Here is a 17,865-nt window from a genome sequence, read left to right on the forward strand (position 1 = left end):
GTCACCGCCCTACGCTCGACCCCATGAACAAGCCCCTCGTCGCGATCCTCAGCGGCGCCGGCATCTCCACCGACTCCGGCATCCCGGACTACCGCGGCCCGAACGGGCTGTGGCGGCGGGATCCCGCGGCCGAGAAGCTCGTGACGTACGAGTACTACATGGGCGATCCGGAGATCCGCCGGCGCTCCTGGCAGATGCGGCGCGAGAACCGGACGCTCCAGGCGGAGCCGAACGCCGCGCACCGGGCGGTGGCGGAGCTGGAGCGGTCCGGGGTGCCGGTGCGGGTGATCACGCAGAACGTGGACGGGCTGCACCAGCTCGCCGGGATGCCCGCCCGCAAGGTGCTCGAACTGCACGGCAGCGCACGCGCGGTGGTGTGCACCGGGTGTCATGCGCGCGGGTCCATGACGGACGCGCTCGCCCGTGTCGAAGCCGGTGAGGACGATCCGGCGTGCCTGGAGTGCGGAGGGATCCTGAAGTCGGCGACGGTCATGTTCGGCGAACGGCTCGACCCGGTCGTCCTCGGCCAGGCCGTCGCGATCACCAAGGCCTGCCAGGTGTTCCTCGCGGTCGGCAGCAGTCTCCAGGTGCAGCCCGCCGCCGGGCTCGCGGGCGTCGCCGCCGACCACGGGGCACGCCTGGTCGTCGTCAACGCCGAGCCGACGCCGTACGACGACCAGGCCGACGAGGTCGTACGGGAACCGATCGGCACCGCGCTGCCGAGGCTGTTGCGGGCCCTCGCCGGCTAGGACCCCGGGCGGGACCTAGAACAGGGCCGCGCCTCGTTCGAAGTCCAACAGGCGCTGCTTGCGTTCCAGGCCGCCGCCGTAGCCGGTGAGGCCGCCGCCGGCGCCGATCACCCGGTGGCAGGGGACGATGATGCCGATGGGGTTCTTGCCGTTGGCGAGGCCGACCGCGCGGGAGGCCTGGGGATTGCCCAGGACCTCGGCCAGTTCGCCGTACGAGCGGGTCTCGCCGTAGGGGATGCGGCGGAGCTGGTCCCAGACGGAACGCTGGAACGGCGTGCCGTTCAGGCGCAGTTCGACGCTGAAGTCCTTCAACTCGCCGCCGAAGTAGGCCGTCAGCTGGTCGACGGCCTCGCCGAAGGGTGTTTCGTCGCGCCCGCCGAAGGTCTCCTCCGCCGGGCGGTGCCGCTGGCCGGTCATGTAGAGGCCGCTCAGGACGCCGTCGTCGGCGACGAGGGTGAGCAGGCCGTAGGGGCTGTCGATGACGGTGTGCTGTCGCATCGGGGTCCTCGTACGGGTACTCGCACAGTGCTTACACGGGAAGGAAGTTGATCGGGTGACTGTCGGTCGCCCACAGGTACTGGACCGCGTACGCCCGCCAGGGGCGCCACGCGGCCGCGCGCGCCGTGAGCGCGGCCGGGGTGGAGGGCAGACCCAGCTCCCCCGCCGCACGGCGGATGCCGAGGTCGGTGGGGAGGAAGGCGTCGGGGTCGCCGAGGGCGCGCATCGCGATGACGTCGGCCGTCCAGGGGCCGAAGCCGGGCAGGGCCAGCAGCCAGGCGCGGACGTCCGGCCAGTCGCTCTCCACGCCCAGGTGGAGCGAGCCGTCGGCGAGTCGACCGACGAGCGTGGTGAAGGTCCGGCGGCGGGTGCGGGGCATGGCGAGCGACTCGGGGTCGAGCGACGCCAGGGCCTCGGGGGAGGGAAAGAGATGGGTGAGCCCGCCCTCGGGGTCCTCGACCGGCTCGCCGTGGGCGGTGACCAGCCGGGCCGCGTGGGTGCGGGCGGCGGCCGTGGAGACCTGCTGCCCCAGCACCGCCCGTACGGCGAACTCGGCCTCGTCGACCGTGCGCGGCACCCGCCGTCCGGGCGCCTTGTCCACCAGCGGCGCCAGCACCGGATCGGCGCGCAACTGGTCGTCGACCGCGACCGGGTCGGCGTCCAGGTCGAGCATCCGGCGGCAGCGGCTGATGGCGACGGGCAGGTCGCGCAGGTCGCTGAGGGTGAGGCGGCAGGCGATGTGGTCGGGGTGCGGGGTGAGCGCGACGACGCCGTGGCCGTAGGGGAGGCGGAGCGTGCGCCGGTAGGCACCGTCCCGCCACTCCTCCACGCCGGGTACGGCGGTGGCGGCGAGGTGGCCGAAGAGGTTGTCGGGGTTGAGCGGCGCGCGGAACGGGAGCCGGAGGGACAGGGCGCCCGACCTGCCCCCGGCGTGTCCCCTCGGTACCCGCGCGCGCAGGTCGCCGGGGGTGAGGGCGTAGACCTCGCGGACGGTGTCGTTGAAGGTGCGGATGGAGGCGAAGCCGGCCGCGAAGGCGATCTGCGCCATGGGCAGCGCGGTCGTCTCGATCAGCAGCCGGGCGGTCTGGGCGCGCTGGGCGCGGGCCAGGGCGAGGGGGCCCGCGCCGAGTTCGGCGAGCAGCTGGCGTTCGACCTGCCGGGCGCTGTAGCCGAGCCGGGCGGCGAGACCGGGGACGCCCTCGCGGTCCACGACGCCGTCGGCGATCAGCCGCATGGCGCGGGCGACCAGGTCGGCGCGCTGGTTCCACTCCGGGGAGCCGGGGCTGGTGTCCGGGCGGCAGCGCTTGCACGCCCGGAAACCGGCCTGCTGACAGGCCGCCGCGCTCGGGTGGAACACCATGTTCGCCGGTTTGGGCGGCACGACCGGGCAGCTGGGACGGCAGTAGATCCCGGTGGTCAGGACGGCGGTGAAGAACCAGCCGTCGAAGCGGGCGTCCTTGGACCGGACGGCCCGCAGACAGCGCTCGGTGTCGGTGTGCATCCCCTTCTGCATGCCTCCAGCATCGTCCACCGGAGGCGCGCGGGCTGGCGAGAATCCGACATCGACCTTCGCTGTCCTGGACGGGCCCGGATCACGCCCCGACTCGCACAGCGGGGCGGCCTCCCGAGGGGAGCCGCCCCGCCTGCCGTGCGGACGTCAGCGGGTGGCGGCCGGAGCTTCCTGCCAGGTGGCCAGCGCCCAGATGATGAACACGTCGATCGCCATCATGACGACCGACCAGACGGGCTGGTAGGGCAGGAAGATGAACTGCAGGATCAGGCTGATCGCGGCCAGCGCGATACCGGCGTACCGCGCCCAGGACTGGCCGACCAGCAGGCCCCAGCCGGTCACCGCCACCAGGACGCCGAGGACCAGGTGGATCCAGCCCCAGCCGGTGAGGTTCAGCTCGTAGACGTAGGTGCCGACGCGGGCGTAGACGTTGTCCTCGGCGATCGCCGCGATGCCCTGGAGCACCGCCAGCACACCGGCGCACAACATCAGCACACCGGCGAACGTGACGCCCCCGGTGACCCATCCTTCGCGGCGCTCCGTCGGCGCGGTGTGCGGGCTTCCCGTCGGGTGTGCAGCGTGCTGAGCCATGGCGGCCGTCCCTTCCGTCCCCGTGTAGGTGTCCCCATGTGGGTGACTTCCAGCGTCGGGGCGCCTCCGGGGTGCCGCCATTCCGATTACGCCGCTCGAGTGACACCCGGGAGAGGCGCGGACGGGTGGGAAATGGTCTTTCACCTGCGGGGACGGGCATTCGGCTCACATGTTGATCATGTGGCCGGCCAGCCCGTGCACCGCCTCCTTGACCGCCTCGCCCAGCGTCGGGTGCGCGTGTACGTTGCGCGCGACCTCGTGGACGGTCAGGTCCCACTGCTGGGCCAGGGTCAGCTCGGGCAGCAGCTCGGTGACGTCCGGGCCGATGAGGTGGCCGCCGACCAGCTCGCCGTACCTGGCGTCGCTGATCAGCTTCACGAAGCCGGTGGCGTCGCCGAGGCCGTGCGCCTTGCCGTTGGCGGTGAACGGGAACTTGACCACCTTGACGTCGTAGCCCAGCTCACGGGCCTGGGCCTCGGTGTAGCCGAAGCTGGCGACCTGCGGCTGGCAGTAGGTGGCGCGCGGGATCATCGCGTAGTCGAGTTCCATCGTCTCGGCGTCCGCGAGGGTCTCGGCGGCGACGATGCCCATGGCCTCGGCGGCGTGCGCGAGCATGAGCTTCGCGGTGACGTCGCCGATGGCGTAGATGTGCGGCACGGAGGTGCGGCAGCGGCCGTCGACGTCGATCGCGCCGCGCTCGGTGACGCGGACGCCGGTGTTCTCCAGGCCGTAGCCCGTGACGTTGGGCCCGAAGCCGATCGCCTGGAGCACCTTGTCGGCCTCCAGCACCTGCTGCGAGCCGTCCTTGGCGGTGACCGTGACGCGGACCTGCGGGCCGGACTCGTCGATGGCGTCGACGCGGGTCGAGGTCAGCACGTCGATGCCCAGCTTGCGGTACTGGCGGGCCAGTTCGGCCGAGACCTCCGCGTCCTCCAAGGGGACGACCCGGTCCAGGAACTCCACGACGGTGACCTTCACGCCGTAGTTGTGCAGCACGTAGGCGAACTCGATGCCGATCGCTCCGGCGCCCGCGATGACGACCGACCGGGGCAGGTCCTCGGCGAGGATCTGCTCCTCGTACGTCACGACGCGCGAGGTGCGGCGGGTGCCGGGGAGCAGCTTGGGGGTGGCGCCGGTGGCGATGACGCAGTTCTCGAAGCCGATCGTGCGGGTGGTGCCCTCGTAGTCGGTGACCTGGAGGGTGTGCGCGTCGAGGAACGTCCCGCGGCCGTCGAACTCCGTGATCTTGTTCTTCTTCATCAGGTAGTGGACGCCCTTGACCCGGCCGTCCGCGACCCGGCGGCTGCGGCGGAAGGCCTCGCCGTAGTCGAAGGAGACCTCGCCGTCGACCTTGATGCCGAAGGTCTTGGCCTCACGGGTGACGATGTGCGCGAGCTCGGCGTTGCGCAGGAGGGCCTTGGTGGGGATGCAGCCGACGTTCAGGCAGACGCCGCCCCAGTACCTCTCCTCCACGACGGCGACGCTCCTGCCCAGTTGGGCGGCCCGGACGGCGGCGACGTAACCGCCGGGGCCCGCTCCGAGAACGACGACGTCGAAGCGCTCGTCCTGCTCGTCCATGCGTCAGGTCCTTTTCGGTGTGATGCAGCACGGTCGGTCCGCGTTGGTAAGGGATTCTTTCGCCCCGCTCCGCCGATGGCCACAGTGATCGCCATGACGCCGGTCTCAGGACGGGCGCCCGTCTCGTTCCTGCCGCATCCGGCGCCGTACGACCACCCCGTCCACGGCGGCGACGAGGGCGAGCACGCCGCAGGCGACGGCCAGGCCGGTCAGCGCCGCGGGACCGGGGACTCCGGACGGCGAGGAGTTCGCGGCCCAGAGGGCGAACAGCACCGTCGCCGCGAGGACCACGGGCAGGAAGACGGCGTTGAGCAGCATGCGCAGGCGCAGCGGGCTCCGGGCGGTGCGGGGTTCGGTGCCGGTGCGGGGGCGGCGCGCGGGGTGCGCGCCCGACCGCTCCCGGGGCTCGGGCTCTTCAGGGGACATGGCGTGCCGGCCTTCCGTGGTGCGGGACCTCAGTGGTTCGGGGCCGCCCGGCTGATCTCGGCGAGCGCGGAGCGGGGGCCCTCGGTGGGGGCGAGGTCGCCGAGGCTGACCATGCCGACCGGACGGCCACCGTGGTCGACGACGGTCAGCCTGCGGACGGCGTACCGCCGCATCAGCGTGAGCGCGCGCTCGACCGTGTCCGAACAGCTCCCGGTCGTACGCCACGCCGATGCCCTGGTCGCGCATGACCTGCGCCGTATCCACCTGCTCATGGGCACCTCCTGGGCCCGCCGGGTCAGCTGCCGTGCAGCGCTTCCAGCACGTCCTCGTCCGTCAGCTGTTCGAAGTCGTCGTACCAGAGGCCGACCGCGTGGAACGGGCTCGGCCGCAGCAGGCACACCACGTCGTCGGCCTCGCCGCGCAGCAGGTCGCACGCCTCGTGCGAGCAGACCGGCGCGGCGACGACGATCCGCTCCGGCTCCCGGTGCCGGACCGCGCGCACGGCGGCCCGCGCGGTCGACCCGGTGGCCAGTCCGTCGTCGACGAGGATGGCGGTGCGTCCGTGCAGTTCGGCGGCGGGCCGGTCCTGGCGGTACCGCTCCTCGCGGCGGTGCAGCTCCGTCCGCTCCCGGGCCACGATCGGCGCCAGCTCGGCCTCGTTCAGGCCCATCTGCTCCAGGGCCCGGGTGTCGAAGAACGGCGGCTCGTCGCCCGCGAGGGCCCCGACCCCGAACTCCTCGTGGAACGGCGCCCCGATCTTGCGGACCACCAGCACGTCGAGCGGCGCGCCGAGCGCCAGCGCGACCTCCCGGGCCACCGTGACACCGCCCCGGGGCAGGGCGAGGACCACCGGATCCGGGAGTGTCCCCTTCTCCTGCAGGATGCGCAGATGCCCGGCCAGTTCCCGCCCGGCATGGGCACGGTCACGGAAACGCATGTGTTCCCCTTCCGCCACGGGGTCGTCGTCCTCTCGCCCTGTGGTCGTACGGGTTTCCACCGTGCGGCACCCGACACGCGAAGACCGTCCCGGGAGTGCCGGGCGCCGTGGTGCCGCTACTCGGTGGCGGTCGGCCTGCGGGCCTGCGCCGTCGCGTCCCGTACGTCGCGCAGCGGGCGCAGCCGGTAGGTGTAGGCGTAGTCGCGGTCGGCGAACAGTTTGTACTCGTCGTGGGTGTGGGCGCCCCAGCTGTCGTCGCCGCCCACGCCCATCTGCCGGTGGTTCACCCGCAGCACGACCGCGTCACGGGGAGTGAGCTGGTAGTCGTGGCGCACGCCGGACGACAGGTCCTCGGGCGTGAAGTGCGAGGCGTTGACCTCCACCAGCGGCTCCCCGCAGACCAGCAGTCCCGCTCCGTCCCGCCCGGTCAGCGCAGCCCAGCGCACGTCGGTCCGGTTGCCGTTCTCCTGCGGGCGCAGGTACGGCGTCCACTGGCCGGCGACGGTGCCGGCGTACACGCCGACGTCGGTGCCGTTGTTGCGGTCCCAGTGGTTCTCGTCGGGTCCGCGGCCGTAGTAGTGCAGCCGGTCGAGGCGCCGTGGCAGGAACAGCAGGGTGCCGACCTCCGGCAGGTACGGCAGGTTCGCCGCGCCCGGGTGCAGGGTGTGGTCGACCTTGATCTCACCGTTGCCGAACACCGTGTAGGTGGTGGTGTACGCCGACTCGGTCGACGTGGGCAGGGTGCCGCCGACCTCGACCTCGACGGCCCGGTCCCGCAGGGCGCGTACGCGCACGCCCGTCACTTCGCGCAGGGCGCCGGCGTCCCGCCAGGTCTGGTTGCGGGTGTGCTGGCCGTTGCCCCTGTCGTTGTCGGTGGGCGCCCGCCAGAAGTTCGGCGCGGGCCCCGAGGTGATCAAGCGGGTGCCCGCGGCCACGTAGGACGTGATGACGCCGCTGCCCTTGTCGACGGTGACGGAGAACCCCTTGCCCGTCACGGTGACGAAGTCCTCGCCGTCCTCGTACGTGAGCGCCGGAACGCTGTCCAGCGGGGCCGGGGTGACGGCCGGGACGCGCACGTCGAGCGGGAGTTGCCGCTTGGCCACCTCGAAGCCGGCCTCGGCCCACTTCGTGGGCTCCCTGGTGGTGAAGGACAGCTGGAGGAAGTACTCCGTGCCGGGCGCCGGATTGCCCGGCAGCCGCACGGGCAGGGCGACGTCCTTGCTGCTCAGCGGTGGGACGTCCAGCTGCTCGCGGCTCAGCCTGCCGCGCTGGACGGCCTGGCCGTCGGCGACGAGGGTCCAGTGGCCGTCGAACTCGCGCAAACCGGTGAATAGGTACTCGTTGGTGAGGGTGACCGCGCCGGGGCCGCCGGGGGCCGCGGAGACGTCGATCGCCTGGTAGATCTGCTTGACCTCGACGGCCTTGCCGGTACTGCCGCGGTCGGCCCTGACGATGCCGTCGCCGGAGAACGCCCCGTCGTTGGGGTGGTCCCCCCAGTCCCCGCCGTAGGCGAGGAACGTCCGCTGCGCGGGCCGCCGTTCGGTGAGGCGCACGGTGGCGGCGTCGAACCAGAAGCGCACGCCGTCGTCGCCCGGACCGCGGCCGCCGGAGGCCAGCTCGCCGGCGCTCAGGGCGCGGGCGTACACGCGGGCGCGGCGGACGGTGCCGCTGAAGTCACGGGTCGGGTTGTCGACGTCGGTCCCGAGCGCGAGAGGGGCGGTGTTGCTGCCGGGGCGCCGGTCGGTGGTCCGGGTGGCCCGCACGGCGCCGTCGACGTGGAGGGCGAGTGTGCCCGCGTCCGCGTCGAAGACTCCGGCGATGTGGTGCTCGCGGCCGGTCCAGTCGTCCGGCAGGGGCCAGCTCGCGGTGATCCACTGTCCGCCGGAGTGGAGGAAGAACTCCAGGTTCCGGTCGGTCTGTTTCAGGGCGTACTGGGTGTCGCCCTTGGCGAGGATGGGCTGGTGATAGCCCGTCACCCCGGGAGTGACCCAGGCCTCCAGCGTCAGCGAGCCGGTGAGGTCGAGGCGGTCGTCGCGGGCGAAGACGGTACCGCCGGTGAGGCCCTTGGCCCGGTGGAAGGTGCCGGCCGGGGCGAGGAGCTCGCCGCTCAGTGCGGCGGGCCCGGTCTCGGTCAACAGTGTGCGGACCGGGGTGGGCCAGGTCAGCGCCTGGTCGGCGAAGTCCCAGATCCAGCCGCCCTGGAGCACGTCGTGGCGGCGGACGACGTCCCAGTACTTCTTGAAGTTGCCGTTGGAGTTCCCCATCCCGTGCGAGTACTCGATCATCACGTACGGCCGGGTGTCGTTCGCGTCCTCGGCGCGGGCCTCGACGCGCTGGGGGCTCTCGTACATCCTGGAGCGGATGTCGCTGATGCCGGGGCGGTCGTCGCCCTCGTACTGGATGACGCGGGTGGGGTCGTAGGAACGGATCCAGTCGTGCATGGCGGTGAAGGTGCTGCCGCCGCCGGCCTCGTTGCCGAGCGACCAGATGACCACGCAGGCGTGGTTCTTGTCCCGGTGGACCATGTTCTGCGCGCGGGCGAGGCAGGCCTTCGTCCATTCGGGGTGGTCGCCCGGGTACTCGTCGCGTATGCCGTGGGTCTCCAGGTTGGTCTCGTCCACGAGGTACAGGCCGTACTCGTCGGCGAGCTCCAGCCACAGCGGGTTGTTGGGGTAGTGCGAGGTGCGGACCGTGTTGATGTTCAGCCGCTTGATGATCTGGATGTCCTCGACGAGGTCGGCGCGGGTGAGCGCCATGCCGCGGTCGGGATGCATCTCGTGCCGGTTGGTGCCGCGCAGGGACACCGGCTTGCCGTTGATGCGCATCAGGCCGCCCTTGAGCGCGAACTCGCGCAGGCCCACCCGGTGCGACACCGTCTCGACGACCTCGCCCGCCGGGTCGCGCAGTTGCAGGACGGCCGTGTAGAGGTACGGCTGCTCGGCCGACCACAGCCGCGGCGCGGGCACGGCGCGCGCGGCGCGCACGGTCGTCTCCTCGCCGGCCGGAACGTCGGCCTCCTGGCGCAGCGGCCGGGGCCAGACCGCGTGCCCGCGCGCGTCGTACAGCTGGGTCTCCACGGTGTGGCGCCCGCCGCCGTCGCCGTAGTCGCGTACGTGCGCGATGACCGCCAGTTCGGCGGTGGTGAAGTCGTCGCCGAGCGGGGTGTCGAGACGGAAGTCGCGCAGGTGCACGGCCGGGGTGGAGTACAGGTGGACCGAGCGGAAGATGCCGCTCAGCCGGATCATGTCCTGGTCCTCCAGCCAGTCTCCGTCGGAGTAGCGGTAGACCTCCACCGCGATCTGGTTGGTGCCGGGCCTCAGGTGCGCGGTGATGTCGTACTCGGCGGGCGTGTAGGAGTCCTCGTGGTAGCCCACCAGTTCCCCGTTGATCCACACGTAGTGGGCCGACTTGACGCCCTCGAAGTGCAGGAAGGTCCGCCGTCCCTCCCAGGAGCGGGGCACGGTGAAGGTGCGCCGGTACTGGCCGACGGGGTTGTGGCGGGTGGGGGCGGCCGGGGGCTGTGCCTCCTCGCCCCGGCCGTTGGGACCCCACCAGGGGTAGGTGATGTTGATGTAGATCGGGGCGTCGTAGCCGTGCAGTTGCCAGCAGGAGGGGACCGGGACGGTGTCCCAGGTGGAGTCGTCGACGTCGGTGCGGTGGAAGTCCGGGTCCCGGTCGTCGGGGCGGTCGGCGTAGGCGAACTTCCAGCTGCCGTCGAGGCTCAGCCGGTACGGCGAGCGGGTGCGGTCGGCGGCGAGGGCCTGCCGTGCGTCCGCGTACGGCGTGAGCGTGGTGTGCGGGGGCTCGGTGCCCAGCCGGAACAGGCCGATGTCGCCGTTCCACTCGGGCGGGGCGTCCTGCGTCGCGCCGCGCGAGGTGGCGTACGCGGCGGCGGGCGACGAGGACAGGGCGAGCGCGCCGAGCACGGCGGCGCCCGACTCCAGAAGCCGGCGGCGGCTGACGACGGGCCGGCCGAAGGGAGAGGGGTACGGGTGCGGCATGACCGTGTCCTTCCTCGGGACGAACAGTGCGCTGCACGAACTGAGGGCGGGTCACCTCACGGTGACGGGGCAGCCGTTGCCGTCGTGGTGGGACGCGGCTCGCGAGGACGGTGTGGGCTGCTGCGCCCGGCTCACCCTAGGACTTCGAACACGACCGAGCAATTGCCCCGTCGGACTTTGTTCGTTCCTGAGAGGGCCCGGCATGGCGGCCCACGTCAGCCCACCTGTCCCACGAACGCCTCGTACGCCCGCTCGTCGAAGAGCACGAACCTGACCTCCTCGACCGACGTCCCCGCGGCCCGGACGGTCTCGACCGCGATCCGCGCGGCGTCGTCCATCGGCCAGCCGAAGACGCCGGCGGAGACGGCCGGGAACGCGAGGGTGCGCGCGCCCAACTCGTCGGCGACGCGCAGGGATTCCCGGTAGCAGGAGGCCAGCAGCCCGGAGCGGTCCTCCTGCGCGGAGTGGACCGGGCCCACGGTGTGGATCACCCACCGGGCGTCCAGGTCGCCTGCCGTGGTGGCGACCGCCTGTCCCGTCGGCAGGCCCTTGCCGTAGCGGGAGGCGCGCAGCTTGCGGCAGTCCTCCAGGATCGCGGGGCCGCCGCGCCGGTGGATCGCGCCGTCCACACCGCCGCCGCCCAGCAGCGAGGAGTTGGCGGCGTTGACGATGGCGTCGGCGCTCTGCTCGGTGATGTCGCCCTGGACGAGCGTGATGTGAGGGGTCATGTCTGCCTCAGCCTCCTCCACACGGCCTTCGCCGCGTTGTGCCCCGACATGCCGTGCACGCCCGGCCCCGGCGGGGTGGCCGACGAGCAGAGGTACACGGCCGGGTGCGGGGTGCTGTACGGGAACAGGGACAGTTTGGGCCGCAGCACGGCCTGGAGTCCGCTGACCGCGCCCGAGGCGATGTCGCCGCCGACGTAGTTGGCGTTGCGGGCGGCGAGTTCGGGCGGTCCGGCGCTCGCGCGGGCCAGGACGCGGTCGCGGAAACCCGGGGCGTAGCGCTCCAGTTGGCGCTCGATGGCATCGGTGAGGTCTCCGGTCCAGCCACTGGGCACATGGCCGTACGCCCAGAAGACCTGCTTGCCCTCGGGGGCCCGGGTGGGGTCGGCGACGCTCGGCTGCACGGTGATAAGGAACGGCGCGTCGGGCGCCCGGCCGAGACGGGACGCCTCGCGCAGCGCCGTGGCGATCTCGGCGCTGTTTCCGCCGATCTGCACGGTCCCTGCCCTGCGGGGCTCCTCGGCGGTCCACGGGACCGGGCCGTCCAGCGCGTAGTCGATCTTGAAGACGCCCGGGCCGTACCGGTACCCCTCGTAGTAGCGGCCGAAACCCGCGATGCGGGCCAGGGCCGTGGGTGAGGTGTCGAAGACGTACGCGCGGGCGGGCGGCAGGTCGTCCAGGCGCTTGACCTCGTAGTCGGTGTGGATGGCGCCGCCGAGGTCCTTCAGGTAGGCGGCCAGCGCGTCCGAGATGGCCTGCGAGCCACCCCGGGCCACGGGCCAGCCCCGGGCGTGCGCGGCGAGGGCGAAGACCAGGCCGACCGCGCCGGTGGCGAAGCCGGTGAGGGGGGCCATCACATGGGCGACGAGTCCGGCGAAGAGGGTCTTGGCGGGTTCGTCGCGGAAACGGCGGGTCAGCCAGGTGGACGGGGGCAGGCCGACCAGGCCGAAGCGGGCGAGGGTCACCGGGTCACGGGGCAGCGCGGTCAGCGGCAGGGACATGAAGTCGCGGGCCAGTGTGTCCCAGTGGGGCAGGAAGGGCCTTACCAGCCTGCGGTACGCCCCCGCGTCCCGCGGCCCCATGGAGGCGGCCGTCTCACCGACCGACCGGGACAGGACCGCCGCGGTGCCGTCGGGAAAGGGGTGCGCCATGGGCAGCGGGGCGTGCAGCCACTCCAGGCCGTAGCGGTCCAGGGGGAGCGCACGGAACGCCGGCGAGTTGATCCCGAGGGGATGGGCGGCCGAGCACGGGTCGTGCCGGAAGCCTGGAAGCGTGAGCTCCTCGGTGCGGGCACCCCCGCCGATCGTGTCCCGCGCCTCGAACACCGCCACGGAGAAGCCGCGGCGGGCCAGCTCCACGGCGGCGGTCAGTCCGTTCGGCCCCGCACCCACCACGACCGCATCGAGCATCGACGGCACCTTCGGACTCCTTCGTCAGCCGATGGCCACTCAGGATCAGGATATGCCGGGGGACTGACACTCCTCCGCGACGGGGGCCCGCCGCGCTGCGGCGGGCGCTCAGACCGCCGAGGCCAGCAGTCCCACCACCCGGCGGGCCGTGGCCGCGTCGCGGGCCGCGGTGAAGGGCAGGGTGTTGCCGCCCGTGACGCGGAACGGCTCGCCGGTGCGGGTCAGGTGGGCGCCACCGGCCTCCTCGACCAGCAGCAGGCCCGCGGCGTGGTCCCACGCGGCCTCCCAAGAGAACGCCGTCGCGTCCGACTCGCCGCGTGCGACGGCGAGATACTCCAGGCCGGCCGAGCCGCACTCGCGCGGGGCGACGCCGTCCGTCCACAGGCCGAGCAGCGCGCGCTTCTCCTCGTCGCTCGTGTAGTCCGGGTGGGAGGTGGCGATCCGCAGGTCACGGCCCGGCGTGGGCGGGCCCGCGAACAGCCGCTCGCCGTCGAGGAAGGCACCCTGGCCGCGCACCGCCGTGGCCAGCTGGTCACGGGCGGCCGCGTACGTCCACGAGGCCAGCACGACGCCGTGGTGCGCGAGCGCGACCAGCGTGCAGAAGCCCTCGTCGCCGTGCACGAACTGCCGGGTGCCGTCCACCGGGTCGATGATCCAGACCGGGGCGTCGCCGCGGATCGCCTCGTACGACGCGGGGTTGGCGTGCACCGCCTCCTCGCCGACCACCACGGAGCCGGGCAGCAGCACGCCCAGCGCCTCGGTGAGGTGCCGCTCGGCCAGCCGGTCGGCGTCCGTCACCAGGTCGTGCGGGCCGCTCTTCTGGTCGATCTCGTGCGCGGCCAGCTGCCGGAAGCGCGGCATGATCTCGGTGGCCGCGGCCTTGCGCACCGCTTCCTCGACGTCGGCCGAGTGACGTGCGAGAAACTCGTCGATGGTTTCCATGTCTTCGAACATGCCTCCATGAGAGCACGTGGCACTGACAATCCCCGCCCCGCCGGTGCACTCCGGGTGGAATCGGGATGAATTCCCGACGCCCGCCCGCCGCCAAGGGCCGGTACCCGGTGCTCGGCGCCCGAGCCCCCGGTCAGCGCCCGACCGCGTACCCCTGCATCCCCCGCGGGTTCGCCGCGGCCGACAGCACGCCCGTCTCCGGGTCCCGCGCCACGGCGCACAGCCGCCCCTCCGACCAGTCGTCACCCACCGTGACGTCGTGCCCACGCCGCCGCAGCTCCTCGACCACCTCCGGGGCCGTCCGCCCCTCGACCGTCACGCTCCCGGGGCGCATCCCGCGCGGGTAGAACGAGCCGGGGAAGCTGTCGTGGTGCCAGTTCGGGGCGTCGATGGCACCCTGGAGGTCGAGTCCGCCGCGGACCGGTGAACGCAGGGCGACCGCCAGGAAGAAGTGCAGCTGCCACTGGTCCTGCTGGTCCCCGCCGGGCGTGCCGAACGCCATCACCGGCACCCCCTCACGCAGTGCGATCGACGGTGTGAGCGTGGTCCGCGGCCGGCGTCCCGGCGTCAGCGAGTTCGGCAGGCCCTCCTCCAGCCAGGTCATCTGCAGGCGCGTACCCAGCGGGAAGCCCAGCTCGGGCACGACGGGGTTGGACTGGAGCCAGCCGCCGCTGGGGGTGGCGGCGACCATGTTTCCCCACCGGTCGACGACGTCCAGGTGGCAGGTGTCGCCCCGGGTGCCGCCGTCGCGGGAGACGTCGGGTTCGCCGGGGACCGGCGAGAGCGTGCTCTTGGCGACGGTGGGCTCCCCCACCCCCATCGGGCTGAACCCGGGGTCCTCGGTGGCCACCACGCGCGCGTGGGCGCACAGCCGGGGCGTGCGCCCGCCCGGGCTGCCGGGCAGCAGTTCGTGCGACGCCCGGTCGCCGACGAGGCCGCGCCGCAGCGCGTTGTACGGCACCGACAGCAGGTCGTCGAGCGGCACCTCGCGCGCGTCGCCGTACCAGGCCTCGCGGTCGGCCATGGCGAGCTTGGAACCCTCGATCAGCAGGTGGACGTATTCCGCGGACCCGTAGGCGGGCAGCTCGGGCGGCAGCAGCGCGAGCTGCTGGAGCAGCACCGGACCCTGGCTCCAGGGGCCGGCCTTGCACAGGGTCCAGCCGTTCCAGTCGTACGTCGCGGGCGCCTCGTAGGTGGCGGACCAGCCGGCGAGGTCGGCTGCCGTGAGGGTGCCGGTGTGGCGCTCGCCGCTGGTGTCCAGTGTCGGGCGCCCGGCCTGCCGTACCAGTGCCTCCGCGATGAATCCGGTGCGCCACACCTCCCTGGCCGCCTCGATCTGCGCCTCCCTGTCCCCCGCCCCGGCGACCTCGGCGAGCAGGCGCTTCCAGGTGTCGGCGAGCGCGGGGTTGCACAGCAGCTCGCCGGGGCGCGGAGCCCTGCCGTCCGGCAGGTACACCTCCGCCGACGAGGGCCACTCCGTCTCGAACAGCTCACGCACGGTCTCCACGGTCTCGCCGACCCGTTCCACGGGCGCGTGCCCGTGCTCCGCGTACCCGACGGCGTACTTCAGCACGTCGGCGAGCGGTTTCGTGCCGTGGTCGCGCAGCAGCAGCATCCAGGCGTCGAACGCGCCCGGGACGGCGGCGGCCAGGGGCCCGGTGCCGGGAACGAGGTCGAGGCCGAGCCCCCGGTAACGGGCGACGCTCGCCTCGGCGGGCGCCACGCCCTGCCCGCACAGCACCCGCACCTCCCCGCCCGCGGGTGCGAGCAGGATGGGCACCTCGCCGGCGGGCCCGTTGAGATGCGGCTCGACGACGTGCAGCACGAACGCGCCCGCGACGGCCGCGTCATAGGCGTTGCCGCCGTCCTCCAGCACCGCCATCGCGCACTGCGAGGCGAGCCAGTGGGTGGACGACACCATGCCGAAGGTGCCCTGGAGAGTGGGGCGGGTGGTGAACATGTGGCCTTTCACCTTGCTGGTCTGCGTGCATCGGCCGGACGGGTCGGCCCTCACGGTCGGCTCTGGGGAGCGTCCGGGGAGTGCGAGCCCGCGCCCGCCTCCCCCGCACTCTCCCCGCAGGCTATCGATCGCCCCGCGCCCCTCCTCCCCCGCCTCCCGCGCCGACCGGGCGTGGTCCGTCTCGCGAGGCGCGGCGCGCGGTCACCGCGTAACGTCGGAACATGAGCGCTGCCCAGCGGCGCGCCGTCAGCCGACCGGATCGTCGTTCCCCGTGACGGTCGGGAGCGCAGTGCGGCCGAGACGAACCCATGGTGCCGGACCCGCCTGCGAGCGCAGACCATGAACACCGACACCCCTGGCGCCTCGTCGCAAGGAACCGGACAAAGCGTCCGCTCGGACGCGTCGCGGACCCCCTTGCGGGACTTTCTGCGTACCGAGACGGGCAGTGCACTCGTCCTGGGGGCCGCCGCGCTCGCCGCCCTGGTGTGGGCCAACCTCGCCCCGGGCGTCTACGAGGACACCTGGACGACGGTGCTGTCGGTCCGTGCGGGCTCCGGCGGTGTCGGTCTGGAGCTGCGTGAGTGGGTCAACAGCGGCCTGATGGCGCTCTTCTTCTTCGTCATCGGACTGGAGGCACGCCGCGAGTTCGACAGGGGCGAGCTGCGTGACCGTCGCCGTGTCGCGCTTCCGCTCGTCGCCGGGATCACGGGGATGGTCGTCCCCGTCTCGATCTACCTGGCGTTCGCTGCCGGGCATGGCGTCGGCCAGGGGTGGGGCGCGGCGATGTCGACCGACACCGCGTTCGCCCTGGGCACCCTCGCGATCCTGGGGAGGCGGCTGCCCCAGGCCCTGCGCGCCTCTCTGCTGACGGCCTCCGTCGTCGACGACTTCGTCGCTCTGGGGGTCATCGCCGTCGTCCACAGCGGCAGCCTGTCCTGGCCGGCGCTGCTGGCCGCCGTCGCACTCTTCCTGGTGGCGCTGCTCCTGGGCAGGTTGGGAGTACGCCACGTGGCCGTCCACGCCGTCCTCGCCCTCGGTGTGTGGGGGGCTCTGCTGCGATCGGGCGTCGACCCGGTCGTCACCGGGCTCGCCTTCGGTCTGATCACCTACGCCTACCCGGCCTCTCGTACGGACCTGGAACGCGCCAGCGGGCTGTTCCGGCTCTTCCGGGAGCAGCCCACCCCGGAACTCGAGCGCTCCCTCCGCCAGGGGCTGCAGGCCGCGATCTCGCCCAACGACCGCCTCCAGCAGCTTTACCACCCTTTCACCAGCTACTTGATCGTCCCCCTCTTCGCTCTTGCCAACGCCGGTGTCCACATGACCTGGAACGGTCTCGCCCAGAGTCTCACCTCGCCGATCACCCTCGGCATCCTCGTCGCCTTCCTGCTGGGCAAGCCCCTGGGCATCACCCTCGCGGTGCTGCTGACCACCTGGCTGAGCCGCGGACGCCTGCGCCCGCAGGTCGGCTGGGGTGCCGTCCTCGCCGGCGGCAGCGCGGCAGGCGTCGGCTTCACGGTCTCCCTGCTGATCGCCACCCTCGCCCTCGACGGCGACGATCTCATGCAGGCCAAGGTGGGCATCCTCGCCTCCGTGCCCCTGTCCTTCGCGCTCACCTGGGCGATCACCTCCCTGGTGCACGCGCTGCCCAAGCCCATCCGTGCCCGGGCCCTGCTCGGTACGGCGGAGGGCATCATCGATCTCGCCGTGCCGGTGGACCGGAACCGGGACCACGTCCGTGGCCCGCGCACCGCCTCCGTCACCGTGGTCGAATACGGTGACTTCGAATGCCCCTACTGCGGCAAGGCGGAGCCGGTGGTCCGTCAGCTTCTCGCCGGCGTCGGGGACGTGAGCTACGTCTGGCGGCACCTTCCGCTCAACGACGTGCACCCCCACGCCCAGCTCGCGGCCGAGGCGTCGGAAGCGGCGGCCGGGCAGGACGCCTTCTGGCAGATGCACGACGTCCTGCTCGCCCACCAGGGCGAGCTGCGCCCGGAGGAGCTGCTGCGCCACGCCGGGCAACTGGGGCTCGACACGGAGCGGTTCGAACGGGACCTGCGCTCGCCTGCGGCAGCCGCCCAGGTGGCCGAGGACGTCGAGTCGGCCGACCTCAGTGGTGTGGCGGGCACCCCGACGTTCTTCGTCAACGGCCGGTTGCACCGCGGACCTTACGACCTCGCCGGGCTGACCGAAGCGGTCCGCGGCGCCCGAGAGCGCGCCGCCGTCGTATCGCCCTGACCTCGCGCGCACCACGAGGGCCGGGCCGGATCCCCCTGGGTCACCGGCCCCCGCAGGGTGCTCGTAGGCGACCTGGGTGGATCCGGGCCCGGCGCTCGAAGGCCGCCCCGGCGATGGTCACCCCGTCCGAGGTGGTGACCAGCCGACCGTGGTGACCTCCCCGGCGGGCGGAGGCTCCGGCAGCCCCTCACACCGCGTCGTGGGGACATAACAGGACACACAACGCGTCGATCGTCAGGCTCAGTTACCGCTCAGGCACGGAGCGAGTTGGCACTTCCGCCTCACAGTGAGTCGT

General features: G+C 72.7%; 13 protein-coding genes and 1 pseudogene. 2 read left to right on the forward strand and 12 right to left on the reverse strand.

What is annotated here, in order from left to right; genetic code table 11:
- The first annotated feature begins 23 nt into the window (after window positions 1-23).
- Window positions 24-749, forward strand: coding sequence for an NAD-dependent deacetylase (locus ACFV6X_RS00170; protein WP_385375281.1), 726 nt, complete (start codon window positions 24-26; stop codon window positions 747-749).
- A gap of 15 nt (window positions 750-764) precedes the next feature.
- Here ACFV6X_RS00170 and ACFV6X_RS00175 read toward each other — a convergent pair whose 3' ends face one another.
- The 12 genes and pseudogenes from ACFV6X_RS00175 to ACFV6X_RS00230 form a co-directional block, all read right to left on the reverse strand.
- Entirely contained in the window at window positions 765-1,247 is a 483-nt protein-coding gene (locus ACFV6X_RS00175; RefSeq protein ID WP_385375284.1) for a methylated-DNA--[protein]-cysteine S-methyltransferase, read from the reverse strand.
- 31 nt (window positions 1,248-1,278) lie between these two features.
- Window positions 1,279-2,748 carry an AlkA N-terminal domain-containing protein gene (locus ACFV6X_RS00180; RefSeq protein ID WP_385376238.1) on the reverse strand — a complete coding sequence of 490 codons (1,470 nt, stop codon included), beginning with the start codon at window positions 2,746-2,748 and terminating at the stop codon, window positions 1,279-1,281.
- Between the two features lie 156 nt (window positions 2,749-2,904).
- Window positions 2,905-3,348, reverse strand: a complete 444-nt coding sequence (locus ACFV6X_RS00185; RefSeq protein WP_385375287.1) for a hypothetical protein — start codon at window positions 3,346-3,348, stop codon at window positions 2,905-2,907.
- Window positions 3,349-3,513: 165 nt separating this feature from the next.
- Window positions 3,514-4,926 carry a dihydrolipoyl dehydrogenase gene (gene lpdA, locus ACFV6X_RS00190; RefSeq protein ID WP_385375290.1) on the reverse strand — a complete coding sequence of 471 codons (1,413 nt, stop codon included), beginning with the start codon at window positions 4,924-4,926 and terminating at the stop codon, window positions 3,514-3,516.
- A 105-nt stretch (window positions 4,927-5,031) separates the two neighbouring features.
- Complete coding sequence (locus ACFV6X_RS00195) at window positions 5,032-5,352, reverse strand: DUF6343 family protein (protein WP_385375293.1); 321 nt, start codon at window positions 5,350-5,352, stop codon at window positions 5,032-5,034.
- A 29-nt stretch (window positions 5,353-5,381) separates the two neighbouring features.
- Window positions 5,382-5,552: pseudogene (locus ACFV6X_RS00200) on the reverse strand (CBS domain-containing protein); the annotation flags it as partial.
- 95 nt (window positions 5,553-5,647) lie between these two features.
- Window positions 5,648-6,289: a phosphoribosyltransferase gene (locus ACFV6X_RS00205; protein WP_385375296.1), complete on the reverse strand. Its 642-nt coding sequence runs from the start codon at window positions 6,287-6,289 to the stop codon at window positions 5,648-5,650.
- Between the two features lie 116 nt (window positions 6,290-6,405).
- The gene (locus ACFV6X_RS00210; RefSeq protein ID WP_385375299.1) at window positions 6,406-10,290 is read right to left on the reverse strand and encodes a glycoside hydrolase family 2 TIM barrel-domain containing protein; all 3,885 of its coding nucleotides are present in this window, start codon (window positions 10,288-10,290) and stop codon (window positions 6,406-6,408) included.
- A 215-nt stretch (window positions 10,291-10,505) separates the two neighbouring features.
- On the reverse strand, window positions 10,506-11,018 hold the full coding sequence (locus ACFV6X_RS00215; RefSeq protein ID WP_385375302.1) for an O-acetyl-ADP-ribose deacetylase: 513 nt from the start codon (window positions 11,016-11,018) through the stop codon (window positions 10,506-10,508).
- Window positions 11,015-12,424: a phytoene desaturase family protein gene (locus ACFV6X_RS00220; RefSeq protein WP_385375305.1), complete on the reverse strand. Its 1,410-nt coding sequence runs from the start codon at window positions 12,422-12,424 to the stop codon at window positions 11,015-11,017. Before ACFV6X_RS00220 ends, ACFV6X_RS00215 begins: the two co-directional genes overlap by 4 nt.
- Before the next feature lie 108 nt (window positions 12,425-12,532).
- On the reverse strand, window positions 12,533-13,378 hold the full coding sequence (locus ACFV6X_RS00225; protein ID WP_385375308.1) for an inositol monophosphatase family protein: 846 nt from the start codon (window positions 13,376-13,378) through the stop codon (window positions 12,533-12,535).
- Between the two features lie 130 nt (window positions 13,379-13,508).
- Complete coding sequence (locus tag ACFV6X_RS00230; protein WP_385375311.1) at window positions 13,509-15,335, reverse strand: gamma-glutamyltransferase family protein; 1,827 nt, start codon at window positions 15,333-15,335, stop codon at window positions 13,509-13,511.
- Window positions 15,336-15,674: 339 nt separating this feature from the next.
- Here ACFV6X_RS00230 and ACFV6X_RS00235 point away from each other — a divergent pair, with 339 nt between their 5' ends.
- Window positions 15,675-17,570, forward strand: coding sequence for a Na+/H+ antiporter NhaA (locus tag ACFV6X_RS00235; protein WP_385375314.1), 1,896 nt, complete (start codon window positions 15,675-15,677; stop codon window positions 17,568-17,570).
- Window positions 17,571-17,865 lie beyond the last annotated feature (295 nt).

It is taken from the genome of Streptomyces sp. NPDC059861 (assembly GCF_042731435.1).
Taxonomy (GTDB): Bacteria; Actinomycetota; Actinomycetes; order Streptomycetales; family Streptomycetaceae; genus Streptomyces.